We start from the raw sequence: 11,443 nt of genomic DNA on the forward strand, positions 1-11,443 counted from the left end.
TTAGCCTTGGGGGATTCTGATGAAGGCGTCTGTTCTGAGCTTCCGCGCCGCCGTGCTGATGGGCATTGCGGGGATGATCTGGGGTATCGCGATGGCCATCAACGAAGATCACTCCACTTTTCCGGCCCATGCGCATTTCAACCTGCTCGGCTGGGTCTCGCTGTTTCTGTTTGGCATTTACTATCATCTACATCCGGCTATCGACCGCACTTGGCTGCCCTTCGCGCAGGTCTGGGTCTGGATCGTGGCAACCATTGTCTTCGCGATCGGCGTCGGCCTGCTTCAGTCGTGGCACGAGATCGGGGCCCCCCTGGCGGGCGTCGGTTCGCTTGTCATTCTCGCCGACATGCTGCTGTTCGGCTGGCTGGTCTATCGACCAGCACAGACGGCGTTGGCGGGGCAAGCTTCGACGTCGGCGGCCGAATAGAGAAGGGCGTGCCGTATCTCCGCCCCCCGCATTTTGTACGACGCGAGCCGGACCCGGTCGCGTGGTCTGATCCGCACGCGAGAGCTTCGGAGATAAACGTCAGCCTTCTCGCGACGCATCGCGCCCGAGTTTTGCCGTTGGTTTGTCCTCGAAAATCATGACTGCGCAGGGAAGGCCGGTGTTCGCGCACGAGGTTTTTGGGCGCTATTGGGCCGGAATGAACGATGCCATGAGCAGAAAAATCGAACTGATTTGCCGTCGAAACGTCGGGCGCGGTTGAGGGGGCCGGCGAGGGAGGGGAATATTTCGGCTGCGCTCGCCGATAGCGGCAAGCGCGAATGCGCATCCGCACCTCAGTAGTAGCCGGAATATCGCCGCCGATAGGCTCGAGCTCCAGAGTAAGCTCCCTGATAATACGGGTTGATGATGCATTGGGCTGCGCGGCCGGACGCGGAGGCTTGGCACTGCGCCATCGTTGTATATCCGCAGGCGATGTAGTTGCCGCCGATGCCATAGGTCTGGAGGCAGACCGGAAAATCCGGACTGTAGGTTTGGGCCTGTGCCGGTGCGGTGCTCCAGATCGCGCCGATCAGGATCATCCATGCCGATACGCGCATCAAGACCTCCTTCCGGGATTGGTGGGCAAGGGCAATTCTACACCGGTCGCGAAAGGAATCATAATTCTCATCGATCGCCATCGACATCCGTTTACACGGCTGTCGCCGAAAATACGCAGAGCGCTCCGACAGGCACACCTCCACGGCTACCTAATCGTGCGACCCAGCGGTCTGAGCCGTTCCGGCACTAATCAGCTGACGTGCGGCGCGCGGACCGCCAAGGTCCGTTCGGGCTGGCTCGTGCTTCGGGACGATGGCCGATGCGAGATCACGCGCAGCGGACGGCGTGTCGCTGGATTCATCGCTCGCGTCTGAGGCAAGCGGGAAAAGTCCTGGCCGCTGAAAGAACCTGGCCCCCGAAGAGACCTGGCCGCTATTGAATTTGTGCGACGCCGTACCATATTGGTGACGGCGGCAGCGTCCGCGCTGCCGCTGCCCTCATTGGGCGTTTCCTCCCTAGACTTGGGCCTCTTGCTTTCGCAAGTGGCCCCTTTTTTTGTCTGCCGTGAAAGCCGCCTTGCGGCCGTGGTTCCCGCGCATCCGCATTCACGGCTGTGTGAGATGCGAGTGAATGATCGGAACTCCGTTCCGCGGTCGGGCTTAGCCGTGACAGGTTGACAAACCATGAGAGGAAACCATGAGGAAATTTACAGTTCTCGGCGCGGCGGCCATTCTCGCCTCCACCGCAGCGCTTGCTCCAACGGCGCAAGCCGCAAGCTGTGCGCAGTATGATCCGACCTGCGCGACCTATCCGATGCCGAGCAATAACGGGCCTGCGGCGACGAGGGCCGAAGTCAGGGCCGACGCCAGCAGCCATCAGCGTCATCATCGCGATCGCTCCGCCTATCGTGCCGACAGGGCTACGGGACCGGGCGAGGTCGCGGGTGGGGTCGTCGGCGGCGCCGTCGGGACGGCTGGCGCGATCACGGCCGGCGCGATCAACACCGCTGGCGCGATTGCAACGGCACCGTTTCGGCCGATGGACTCCTACGCCTATTACAACGGTCCTTACAATGGCGGCTTGAACCAGCCGAGCTACGCCGAGCGCAACGGCTTCGTCTGCGCACCCGGCAGGTTTTTCAAAGGCCCCGACGGACGCCGACATCCCTGCCAGTAATCAGCGAAACTGTTAGACGAGGAAGAGGCGGTCGCATGACCGCCTTTTCCTTGCGAACTGCGACCATTCAGTGACGACGTAGCGGTGGGTCGAGCGCAGCAAAACCCACCATCTTAGCCCCGCAATGGCGACGGGTTTCGCAGAGCCTGTCACCGGGCGTTCGCGCGAACCGTCGGCTCGACCCACCCCGCAGATCAGGATGCGCATGATTTTCGTCCAACCATTGGCAAATATCCTGTTGGTTCGTACTCAATCATAAAGGCGCAACGGAGCCGCTGGGTTGATTGCCGCACCGCACACGTCGGCAAGCCGACAAGTAGCGCATTGACGGACTGCGCCCATGGTGTTCATCATCGGCCCGGGGGCGCTGAGTGCGCAATGCATTAGTCCCGGGGGAGTGGCACATGACGCGGAATATCGCAGCCGGATGTGTCCTGGCGGCTTTGATTGGCATGGTCTTGCTCGCCTACGCCCAGAAACATGATGAATTCTGCCGGCACGGGCACTTGATCAAAAGCTTCAAGCCCTGCGGATCGGTCAGCGCTACAATGTAGCGCCGGCCGCACCGGCGGGGCGGCAATATCCACAGTCGCGAATAAGCGCAGCAGAATTGCGAATCGCCTGTTAGATTGCGCGTGCGGTTGATGCCTCACGACTGCGCCGGACCCGCAGTCGCTCTCACTCGTCTGTTTGGCATATGAAATAGTCCCGGCTGGCCGCACCCTTGTCGGGTGGCTTTCTTATCCGTCCTCGTCCTCCACCTCTTCCAGATCTTCTTCGAGCTCTGCCTCCTCCAGCTCCTCGATTGCGATGTTGATCACTTCGATCGCCTGCTGAACCTCGATAATGGCCTTGATCGCGCCGTCGTCTCCACCGGCTGCGATGGTTTGGGCCCAACTCAGACGCTTCTTGTCAAGAGCCGCGCGTGCGCTCATCAGGTCGTGGAGATCGTCATCGGCCATATGTGTTCCCCTTTGGCTTCCAACCGACGGCGTAGCAACGGCGTGTGTCGCATGTATGTCGCTTGGCCTCGAAAAGGCGAGCGGGATCGTATCGCGGCGATTGATCCGCCCGAAGCTGAGACAACCACCACGAGTACTTGTTAAGATCCTTACGGCGCGATTTGCAGCGATAGGTTGCGAAGCGCGAGAACGATCGCGACAGGATCTCGTGCAGCCATTCGGGGTGCGCCAACACGGCCTTGCCGGCGATCGGGGTGCAGGGCGCATAGGTGCTTCGTACGCAGGGCAGATAGGCATCGGATCGGCGACTTGCGAATTCCTGCAATGCTAGCGCGGCCATGCTCCGTGAACCAGGGGAGGGAGACCCTCAATGGAACGTCTCGACAAGAGGGGGGACGTTTAATCGACAAAAGCGCGCAGTGCTCTTCGTAGTGCTGTCCATTTCTCCGCGAGTGCAGCCGCTCGGCTACGATCGCAACGGTTTGGCGACGGTCTGAAACAGATCGGTAACGCGGTCGATTTAGATCCATCGTTGTGAGGATAAGCAGATTCAACGAAACTACCCAATCCGTGGCTTAAGGTGCCAGGCGCAAACTCGATCGACAGCTCAGCACCCCATTTTGACGCGAAACCGTGGATTCAGTAGGGCTAGCCGACGACTATTAAAGGTCCGGCGACGTCGACCGTCCAGGTCGAGGACGACCAGATCGAAATGAGTACCCTATTGTCACGCCTATTTCTGTTGGTGGCTGCGGCCATGCTGCCGGCAATTGCGATACAGGCGTATAATGAAATCGACCTCCGTCGTACGCGAGAAGTTGAAGTACAGGACGAAGCACTCGGTCTTGCCAAGCTCGCGGCCGCAGAGCAACAGCAGATCGTCCAAGGAGTGCGTCAAGCGCTGATTGCGCTTTCGGAGCTTCCGGCGATAAAGGCTAAGGACGTGGAGGGATGCAATACCTACCTGTCCCGGATCAAGCGACGATATCCGGAGTTCATCGTCTTTATCGTGGTCGACATGAATGGCACTCTCTGGTGCGACTCGACCGGCGGGCTTATGCGATCTACTGCCGCTGGACGTCCATACTTCGCGAGCGTCGTTAAAACCGGAGACTTCACAGTCGGAGAATTCGCGATCGGCCGAGCGACCGGTCGCACAGTCCTTCATTTTGCCTTGCCATTCTACGATGACGAAGCCCGCATGGGCGGCGTCGTCATAGCGGCGCTCAGCCTCGATTGGCTCGCCGGCTACATCGCGAAAAAGAGCGTTCCGGACGGAGCCGCGCTCGCGATAACGGACCGCAACGGCATCTGTCTCGCTCGCTATCCTGACAACGGCCTGTGTGTCGGCAAGAAGTCGCCCGCAGGCAGAGATCCGATTCTCTATCATGGAACCGTGGCGGATATGGCCGGCATCGATGGCGTGGAAAGAATCATCGGCTTCTCTGCTGTGGGGCAAGATCTTCTTGTCAGCTTCGGTCTCGGCAAGGCGCAACGCTTCGCCAAGATCGAACATCGCACGCAGCGCGACGTATTGTTTATTGTTATGAACGCCTTGATCGTTTTGATCCTGACGGCTTGGGGCGCACAGCGATTCATCCAGCGTCCGTTCGCGCAATTGGTTGACGCTGCAAACCGATGGCGGCTCGGCGACTTTGGTCGACGGGTGGACTTCCGGGGTAGTTCGGAAATCGCACGGGTCGCCGGGGCATTCAACGCCATGGCCGATGCGCTGAGGCATCGTGAGCGCGAATTGTCCGAAGCGAGGGAGCAATTTTATCAGAGCCAGAAGATAGAGAGCGTCGGCCAGCTCACCGGTGGCGTTGCGCACGACTTCAACAACCTGCTCACGGTGGTCTCCGCGAACCTCGAACTTGTCGAAACTAGCGACGACATCGGCGAAGCGCGACACTTTGCGGCAGCTGCACTACGTGCCGTTGATCGGGGCGCAAAGCTGACCGCGCAGCTTCTCGCCTTCTCGCGTCGGCAGGTATTGAATCCAAAACCCGTCGATGCAAATCACCTTGTTTCCGAGTTCCAGGGGCTCATTCGCAAAGCCGTCGGTGAGACATGTCGGATAAAGGTGCAGGCTGATGACGGATTGTGGCTCTGCCATGTTGATCCGGCGCTGCTGCAGACTGCGCTCCTCAACCTCGCCCTGAACGCGCGCGACGCCATGCCGAATGGCGGCGTGCTTGAGATCGGGATGACAAACATCGTCGTGAACGAAGGAGCGGTCGCGGGATGCTTGCCGGGATCGTACGTCAGGCTGTCTGTTCGAGACACTGGTGTCGGAATGCCTCCCGAGGTGCGGGACCGGGTCTTTGAGCCGTTCTTCACAACGAAGGAGGTTGGCAAAGGTACGGGGCTCGGCCTCAGCATGGTCTACGGCTTCGTTCGTCAGTCCGGGGGACACATTGCCATCGAAAGCACGCTCGGAAAGGGAACCAGCGTGGTGCTCTACGTGCCGAAGGCCACGCAAGAGCCTGACGCGGAGATGGAAAACGTTCGATCCCAAGGTATACCGATGGGCTCAGAGCGCATTCTGATTGTCGAGGATAACGACGATCTTCTGGACCTCATCTCGACGATGCTGAGCCAGTGGGGCTATCGGGTTCGTTGCGCCCGGAACGGTACTGAAGCACTTCGGATGCTTGAGGCCGAAGAATTTGATCTTCTGCTAAGTGACATTGTAATGCCAAACGGGTTCAACGGCATTGAGATTGCGCGGGAGGCGAGACGATTGAACAAGGGAATCAAGATCCTGCTTGCCTCGGGCTACGCGGGAGACGTGTTGGAACGACATAAAGCGGCGGGCGAATTTCCCCTCATCGACAAACCATTCCGCATGTCAGAACTGGCGGAGCGTTTGCGGCTAATCCTGCACGACGGTTGATCTGCTTTTCCGAAAGCTGCGCCAAGCGCTTCAGTCAGCCGGACAAACGTGCCGCTCTCGTGCATCACAAGCCAGCCCCTGGCGATGGCGAGATCGAGCCCGCCCTTGTACTCGGCCGGCGTACCTTTCAGCTCGTGCAGGAATGGGCTGCCTGGCATCGTGACCTCGGCATCGACACCGGCACGCGTGAAGAGCTCGTTGCAGTGTGGCCCGGCGGCGCGGCTCGCTGATCCGATCTGCGGCCTCAACATATCGATCAAATGATCATGAGGGGTGCTGCCCGGCGGCCACAGCCGGCGCAGGGACCAGTGGATTCGCGGGCGCGGCGTACGGAGCGGGCTTGATCTTGCGCTGGCCTGTTGGCAATGAGCAACCTATGGTTTACGTGGTATGTCGTGGTTGAATCAATCTCTAGGCGAAATTTGGTTGCTGGAGTCGGGGCGGCAGCTTTCGCAACTCCGGTCCTGGGATCGGCGCCGCCAAGCCAGCCGTTCTGGTTCAAGCGCTGCGGGGCACTGCTGCCAGCAAATACCGCAAATGAAAGCGATATTCTCGCCGTCAACGGGAGGTTGCCTCTGGTCGCAAACCTGCGATGCCGCCTCATGGCCCTTCGCGACATATTGCGCCGCTGCGGAAGCTTGGTCGCTAAGGGGGCAAAGCGGATCCGGACATGAAGGCACCGTAGCAGACATGTATGCACCGCAGCCAAAGGAAAATAGGAACGGATCGGCCTTGCCCGATTTGTAGACACATACCATTCCGTGGAAACGCCCTCGGAGCGTTGTTTACCCACTGCGGACCTGCCCGACCGATCGGGTGAGAGGTGCGCAACGTGGATGATCCCCTTCGCAACAAGCTCCTAGCTCTTCTTCCTCATCGGGACTTGCAGTCTGTAACCGAGAGATCAACGGTCATTGGGATTGCGCAGGGCGATGTTGTCCAAAAGGAGGGAGAGCAAGTCACGGCCATTCACTTCCCGCTATCGGGCATGCTCTCACTTTTGGTCGTTCTAAAAGGCGGCCGAATGGCTGAAACCTCGGTCGTCGGCCGGGAAGGCATGGTCGGTTCCCGTGCAGGGCTCGGTTCGCAGACATCCCTCATCCGCATCGTTGCTCAATTGCCGGTTCGAGCCTTGATGATTTCGGCCAAGGATTTCCAGGAGGCGGTGACGGGCAGTACTGCGATAGCAGAGCTATGCCTCAAGAATGCTGACATATTGCTCGATCAGGCTAGGATTACGGCCGCCTGCAACTCGTTTCACCTTGTTGAGAAGCGCTTCTGTCGCTGGTTGCTCCTCACTGCGGATAGAGCGGAAAGCCATCACTTTGTACTGAAACAAGAGTTGCTGTCTCAAATGCTCGGTGTGCGCCGCACCACCATCACGGATGTCGCAAACAGCTTGCAGAAGCGGGGAGCGATTGAGTATTCGCGAGGAAAGATGGAGATCACGAACCGTCGCGTCCTGCTGCGCTTGTCGTGCGAGTGCTACGGGCTGCTCAAGCGAAATAGTTCCTAATGTTCCTTCGCGGTGCTCAAGTATTTAAGTCGACGACCGGACATATTTAAGTCGACAATCGGACGTTAGAGGAGTTTATTACCTTACCACCGCGCTATTCTTTGGCATATATCGGTGATGAGAACGCCGGTCGCGCTCCCGCCCTCTCTGGCAGGATGGAGCAGCAGATGCAGATGCGTCGCCGTTTCCAACAAACCACCACCCTCGAACAGCGACTACTCGACGAGGCAACTCGGCTGCGTAAGCAGGCCGACGGAACTCGCTCAGGCGTCGAACGCGAACAACTTTTGCGCCGGGCGCGCCGCGCCGAAACGGCTTCTCACATCGACAGGTGGCTATCGTCCAAGGAATTGCGGCCGCCAATCTAATGCGGCAGTTCAGTGGGCGAATACCGGGCGTTTATCATTGGATCAGACGGCCACGTCGTTCTTGGACACGCGTTTGAGGCGGCCGATGATGCGGCGGCTGTAGAAGCCGCGCGGCTCTTTATGAGCTCGAACGCCATTGAGATATGGCAGCTCGGTCGCAGGGTCGCAATTCTTGACACTGATGCAGGGAAAAGCGCTGCCTCCCCCTCTGCATCATAGCGAAGTACCGCCATGATCATCCTAATCGACAATCCGGAGCACCGCGCTGAGCTGATCCGGCGAATTCAGGCGTGTATCGATCGTGAAATTGAAGAGGTGAACGAAGTGCAACGGGAAGGTCGTCGCCCTTCGACCCGCAGCGTCCGCTTGCTCGAGACGTTCACAAAAATTCTGGCAGAGCTGGAGTAAGGGCGTCTCACCTCGTAGCCCCTTTCGACGCGCGTCACGTCAACGGACTTATGGGTAGACAGACACAATCCGGTCAAAGCAGCAATTCAAGCTGGCGGCGCTGGCTGGGCCGGCGTGGCGGGAGATGAAGTCGTCAAGTCAGGAACCGCCGATTAGTGCCGGCGTTCTCCTAGTTATGAAATATCGAACACATGGGGTCGATGCATGTGGCGTGTCGCTAGCGGACTATGAGTTTGAGTGCGCGACCGACGAAGAAGCGGAAGAACGCGCAAGCAGATACCTCAACGTGCATCCCGTTATAGAAGTCTGGCAAGGCATGAGGCGAGTGGCCCGTCTCACTCGCAATAGCGGTCAGGCAGGAGAAACAGACCTCCAACGAATTTGTAGAGAGGCGCAGAAACAGTTGTCCAACGTGTTTGTAGAGCCGCGCCCGAAGGGGAAGCCGGAAGGTAGCCCGATCGAGGACTTCGTGGTTGAGGACCATGTCGACCACGTGCTGAAATCGTTCAGGACTCAAGATGAGGCCGTCCGGTGGGCAAAAGCCACTGGCCACACGCCTCACATCGCACGGGTCCGGCATCTCAACGATAAGAAGAAGCCGGACCAGTGGCGAGAGGCCTAAGACGTTCAGACGCTACTTGTCCTTGGCACTCCCTGTAGTCTGGTCAGTTGCTTGGCCCGGAGGATGGGTAGAAGCGCCGGGCTTGTCTTGATCGGCCACGTATCCAGACTCTCCTGAGTTACGGGTCTTAACTCCTTTGTCAGCCTCACGCTGCATCTGCTCATTGGGCTCGCTGCTCTTGAGCCCCTTGTCCACATCACTGTGCATCTGCTGCTTGGTTTGCTCACTAGGTGCTGCCTGTTGCTGTTGAGCCGCTGCTTGAAATGCAATCGCGCTTCCGGCAACGACAATCATCGCGAGAATTGAGGTTCGCATACCAGGTCCTCCAGTGCGTTCCTCGGTAAACGCGCGAACTTCCGAACGTTTCCTAGCCCCGATTGCTATTTTCAAAAGACTCTTCGCTGCGTTCAGATAGGACGGGGTTGTTACGTACGCTCGACCGCGAACTGTAGCGGTCTCCAAGCCCAGCCTTCGTGTCGCCTGTTGGCCCTTTCGCCGCCGTGGCTTTTTTGTACTCGAACGTCCGCTTTCGGAGGCGGAGCGGAGCCGGTCCGAAGCAGCCAAACCGATCGACCTTTGGCGCCGCTCTTAGAAATGGACGCGGGTGATGAGTTAGCTTTGGCCCGCGATCGATGTCCCTCGATCGCCGGCGGTCCTGTCAGATCAGGAAGTGCACGGCCGCGACGACAAAAGTGACGAGGCCGGCGAGCGCGCCGAGGACAATCAAGAGGGCATAAGGGGGCGCTGTCGGACATCCGGCTCGCACCAGTCCCACAGATGGGTGCGGGTCCGCCCTCAACCCGCACCTGGGAGTCTCGGACGTGATCTGCGTCACGGTCCGGGTGGGGTCAGATGTCGCATGGTCGTGCGCACCATCACAGGGAGCACAGACATGAACACAATTTTCGGCGTCGAGAAGGACAACAAGCGCCATCACGCAAGCGATGCCGCCGCTGAATATCATGCAGGCGATGCCGCCATTGAATTAAGCGAAAAGCAGCTAGACGCCGTTGCGGGCGGCCGTTCGCAGCCTGGCTGGAACCTCGCCAAAAATTTGAGGGCTGCATGAGCAACGACACGATCAAAAACGCCAAGCCAGTCCATCACGAACTGAGTGAGTTCGAACTCGACATCGTCTCCGGCGGCGGCGGCGGCGTTTTGCGGGAAGGCTCGCACCCCGAGATCAGCGATATCACGATCACCAAGAAATTAGATGTGGCATCGCCTAGGCTTTAATTGATCCGCATCACCGCTGGCCCTGCGGCGCCTGCACTGTAGTGACGATCAGCGGAGGCGCGAGATCATGCTGATGTCGACGGCGTAGGATTTGGCGATTTCGGCCATGGCCTAAATAAAGAATAAGGCCGCCTCAGTTGGCGGCCTCATCTGTTGCGCTCGTGTCTAACGAGTCGGCCTATCGACACCGCTATCCGAGCCACCAACCAAGCCGCCTCGAGGGCCGTACCAGCCGCCCGCAGGGGTGCCCGCAGCGCCGCTCGCGCCGCCTGCACGGCCGTACCCACCGGAGCCCATGCCGACCGTGCCTTGGTGCGTCCTGACGCCGGACGTATGCTTGTGATGGTGACTTGTGGTGGTTGCAAGCGCGACCGTGGTTGAGAGCACGAACGCAGCAGCGAGTGCTATTGTTGCAAGTTTCATGGCCGTTCTCCCCTGATTTGAGTGACTGGAGGCGGCCCCGAAGCTCTGCTCAGCTGGGGGCCGCCGTCCCTTCGGAAGGAGGAGATGATGAAGACTGACTGGAGTCCGAAGAGCGCGACAATTTAGCCCGATCGCCGGCAGAAGCCGACCAGCACCGCTGTCCTTTTGTGTCATTTCACGGCTGCGAGATTGTCTAGCGCGAGCGCTTACGCTGCCGCCGCTTCTCTGGTTTCGGGTTGAAGCGCCCTCCAGATGGTGCCGACGCCAACCTCATATTCCGCCGCCAGCTCGGGAATGGTCGCCCCCTTGCCGTAGCGGTCGGCAATGACACGCTTCTGACCAGCATCAAGACGGTCCGGCCGACCAAACTTCTTGCCCTGCTTCTTGGCGCGCTCGATGCCCTCATCTGTGCGCTTGCGGATCAGGCCGCGCTCGAACTCCGCAATGCCGCCCATGATGGTCAGCATGAGGTTACCGACCAGTCCATCGTTGGTGTCGCACCATGCTTCCCCAAGCGATACGAAGCCGCAGGAGAGCTCTTTCAGATCGTGAATGATGTTGTGCAGGTCGCGGCTAGATGTGAACTTTCAGGAGGTTGTCCATTCGGCCCGTGCCGTGAACGCTGATGTCACCAAACACACAGTGATTCGCGGGGGACCGAATGGACACTCACAAGAATGCGCCACTGACGCCCAAAGGTCGAGAGGCCATGGTGCGATGCGTTGTTGAAGGCGGGCTGAGCAAGGCAGCCGCCGCGTGCCAGTTCAACGTTACGCCAAAGACTGTCGCCAAATGGGTCAAGCGGTTCCGCGCAGAAGGCGTGGATGGGCTGCGGGACCGTTCCTCACGTC

General features: G+C 59.3%; 16 protein-coding genes. 11 read left to right on the top strand and 5 right to left on the bottom strand.

Annotated features, from left to right (window positions below; all coding sequences use genetic code 11):
- Positions 1-19: 19 nt before the first annotated feature.
- Entirely contained in the window at positions 20-427 is a 408-nt protein-coding gene (gene opgC / locus A3AI_RS0132610) for an OpgC domain-containing protein (protein WP_024519587.1), read from the top strand.
- A 353-nt stretch (positions 428-780) separates the two neighbouring features.
- On the opposite strand, the gene A3AI_RS0132615 is transcribed toward opgC, so the two are convergent.
- Complete coding sequence (locus A3AI_RS0132615; RefSeq protein ID WP_024519588.1) at positions 781-1,044, bottom strand: DUF3551 domain-containing protein; 264 nt, start codon at positions 1,042-1,044, stop codon at positions 781-783.
- Between the two features lie 637 nt (positions 1,045-1,681).
- On the opposite strand from A3AI_RS0132615, the gene A3AI_RS0132620 reads away from it, so the two are divergent.
- Positions 1,682-2,161 (top strand): hypothetical protein, encoded by a 480-nt coding sequence (locus tag A3AI_RS0132620; protein ID WP_024519589.1) that lies wholly within the window; start codon positions 1,682-1,684, stop codon positions 2,159-2,161.
- A gap of 740 nt (positions 2,162-2,901) precedes the next feature.
- On the opposite strand, the gene A3AI_RS0132625 is transcribed toward A3AI_RS0132620, so the two are convergent.
- On the bottom strand, positions 2,902-3,123 hold the full coding sequence (locus A3AI_RS0132625) for a hypothetical protein (protein WP_024519590.1): 222 nt from the start codon (positions 3,121-3,123) through the stop codon (positions 2,902-2,904).
- Positions 3,124-3,835: 712 nt separating this feature from the next.
- Between A3AI_RS0132625 and A3AI_RS0132635 the strand changes: the two genes are divergently transcribed.
- The 6 genes from A3AI_RS0132635 (at position 3,836) to A3AI_RS49525 (ending at position 8,933) form a co-directional block, all read left to right on the top strand.
- The gene (locus tag A3AI_RS0132635) at positions 3,836-6,019 is read left to right on the top strand and encodes an ATP-binding protein (RefSeq protein WP_024519592.1); all 2,184 of its coding nucleotides are present in this window, start codon (positions 3,836-3,838) and stop codon (positions 6,017-6,019) included.
- A 59-nt stretch (positions 6,020-6,078) separates the two neighbouring features.
- Positions 6,079-6,249 carry a hypothetical protein gene (locus tag A3AI_RS48165; RefSeq protein ID WP_156928038.1) on the top strand — a complete coding sequence of 57 codons (171 nt, stop codon included), beginning with the start codon at positions 6,079-6,081 and terminating at the stop codon, positions 6,247-6,249.
- A 602-nt stretch (positions 6,250-6,851) separates the two neighbouring features.
- Positions 6,852-7,535: a Crp/Fnr family transcriptional regulator gene (locus tag A3AI_RS0132645; protein ID WP_036050300.1), complete on the top strand. Its 684-nt coding sequence runs from the start codon at positions 6,852-6,854 to the stop codon at positions 7,533-7,535.
- Positions 7,536-7,702: 167 nt separating this feature from the next.
- On the top strand, positions 7,703-7,903 hold the full coding sequence (locus A3AI_RS0132650; RefSeq protein WP_024519595.1) for a hypothetical protein: 201 nt from the start codon (positions 7,703-7,705) through the stop codon (positions 7,901-7,903).
- Positions 7,904-8,134: 231 nt separating this feature from the next.
- Positions 8,135-8,311, top strand: a complete 177-nt coding sequence (locus A3AI_RS48170) for a hypothetical protein (RefSeq protein ID WP_156928039.1) — start codon at positions 8,135-8,137, stop codon at positions 8,309-8,311.
- Positions 8,312-8,486: 175 nt separating this feature from the next.
- Positions 8,487-8,933 carry a hypothetical protein gene (locus A3AI_RS49525; protein WP_245286999.1) on the top strand — a complete coding sequence of 149 codons (447 nt, stop codon included), beginning with the start codon at positions 8,487-8,489 and terminating at the stop codon, positions 8,931-8,933.
- A 12-nt stretch (positions 8,934-8,945) separates the two neighbouring features.
- On the opposite strand, the gene A3AI_RS0132675 is transcribed toward A3AI_RS49525, so the two are convergent.
- Positions 8,946-9,248, bottom strand: a complete 303-nt coding sequence (locus A3AI_RS0132675) for a hypothetical protein (RefSeq protein WP_024519597.1) — start codon at positions 9,246-9,248, stop codon at positions 8,946-8,948.
- Between the two features lie 577 nt (positions 9,249-9,825).
- Here A3AI_RS0132675 and A3AI_RS48175 point away from each other — a divergent pair.
- Entirely contained in the window at positions 9,826-10,002 is a 177-nt protein-coding gene (locus A3AI_RS48175) for a hypothetical protein (RefSeq protein ID WP_156928040.1), read from the top strand.
- A complete protein-coding gene (locus A3AI_RS48180) occupies positions 9,999-10,169 on the top strand; it encodes a hypothetical protein (RefSeq protein ID WP_156928041.1) in 171 nt (56 codons plus the stop codon). The genes A3AI_RS48175 and A3AI_RS48180 overlap by 4 nt, the downstream gene beginning before the upstream one ends.
- A gap of 165 nt (positions 10,170-10,334) precedes the next feature.
- On the opposite strand, the gene A3AI_RS48185 is transcribed toward A3AI_RS48180, so the two are convergent.
- Positions 10,335-10,592, bottom strand: a complete 258-nt coding sequence (locus A3AI_RS48185) for a hypothetical protein (RefSeq protein WP_156928042.1) — start codon at positions 10,590-10,592, stop codon at positions 10,335-10,337.
- Between the two features lie 206 nt (positions 10,593-10,798).
- Complete coding sequence (locus A3AI_RS43835) at positions 10,799-11,158, bottom strand: recombinase family protein (protein WP_063615510.1); 360 nt, start codon at positions 11,156-11,158, stop codon at positions 10,799-10,801.
- 95 nt (positions 11,159-11,253) lie between these two features.
- Between A3AI_RS43835 and A3AI_RS46565 the strand changes: the two genes are divergently transcribed.
- Positions 11,254-11,443: helix-turn-helix domain-containing protein (locus tag A3AI_RS46565; RefSeq protein WP_156928043.1), on the top strand; the 190-nt coding region annotated here is incomplete at its 3' end.

Source organism: Bradyrhizobium sp. Tv2a-2 (assembly GCF_000472425.1).
Taxonomy (GTDB): domain Bacteria; phylum Pseudomonadota; class Alphaproteobacteria; order Rhizobiales; family Xanthobacteraceae; genus Bradyrhizobium.

Bases quoted from the DNA above. Each gene is read 5' to 3' on its own strand.
- opgC (WP_024519587.1), top strand. From the start codon at position 20: ATGAAGGCGTCTGTTCTGAGCTTCCGCGCCGCCGTGCTGATGGGCATT.
- A3AI_RS0132615 (WP_024519588.1), bottom strand. From the start codon at position 1,044: ATGCGCGTATCGGCATGGATGATCCTGATCGGCGCGATCTGGAGCACC.
- A3AI_RS0132620 (WP_024519589.1), top strand. From the start codon at position 1,682: ATGAGGAAATTTACAGTTCTCGGCGCGGCGGCCATTCTCGCCTCCACC.
- A3AI_RS0132625 (WP_024519590.1), bottom strand. From the start codon at position 3,123: ATGGCCGATGACGATCTCCACGACCTGATGAGCGCACGCGCGGCTCTT.
- A3AI_RS0132635 (WP_024519592.1), top strand. From the start codon at position 3,836: ATGAGTACCCTATTGTCACGCCTATTTCTGTTGGTGGCTGCGGCCATG.
- A3AI_RS0132650 (WP_024519595.1), top strand. From the start codon at position 7,703: ATGCAGATGCGTCGCCGTTTCCAACAAACCACCACCCTCGAACAGCGA.
- A3AI_RS48170 (WP_156928039.1), top strand. From the start codon at position 8,135: ATGATCATCCTAATCGACAATCCGGAGCACCGCGCTGAGCTGATCCGG.
- A3AI_RS49525 (WP_245286999.1), top strand. From the start codon at position 8,487: ATGAAATATCGAACACATGGGGTCGATGCATGTGGCGTGTCGCTAGCG.
- A3AI_RS0132675 (WP_024519597.1), bottom strand. From the start codon at position 9,248: ATGCGAACCTCAATTCTCGCGATGATTGTCGTTGCCGGAAGCGCGATT.
- A3AI_RS48175 (WP_156928040.1), top strand. From the start codon at position 9,826: ATGAACACAATTTTCGGCGTCGAGAAGGACAACAAGCGCCATCACGCA.
- A3AI_RS48180 (WP_156928041.1), top strand. From the start codon at position 9,999: ATGAGCAACGACACGATCAAAAACGCCAAGCCAGTCCATCACGAACTG.
- A3AI_RS48185 (WP_156928042.1), bottom strand. From the start codon at position 10,592: ATGAAACTTGCAACAATAGCACTCGCTGCTGCGTTCGTGCTCTCAACC.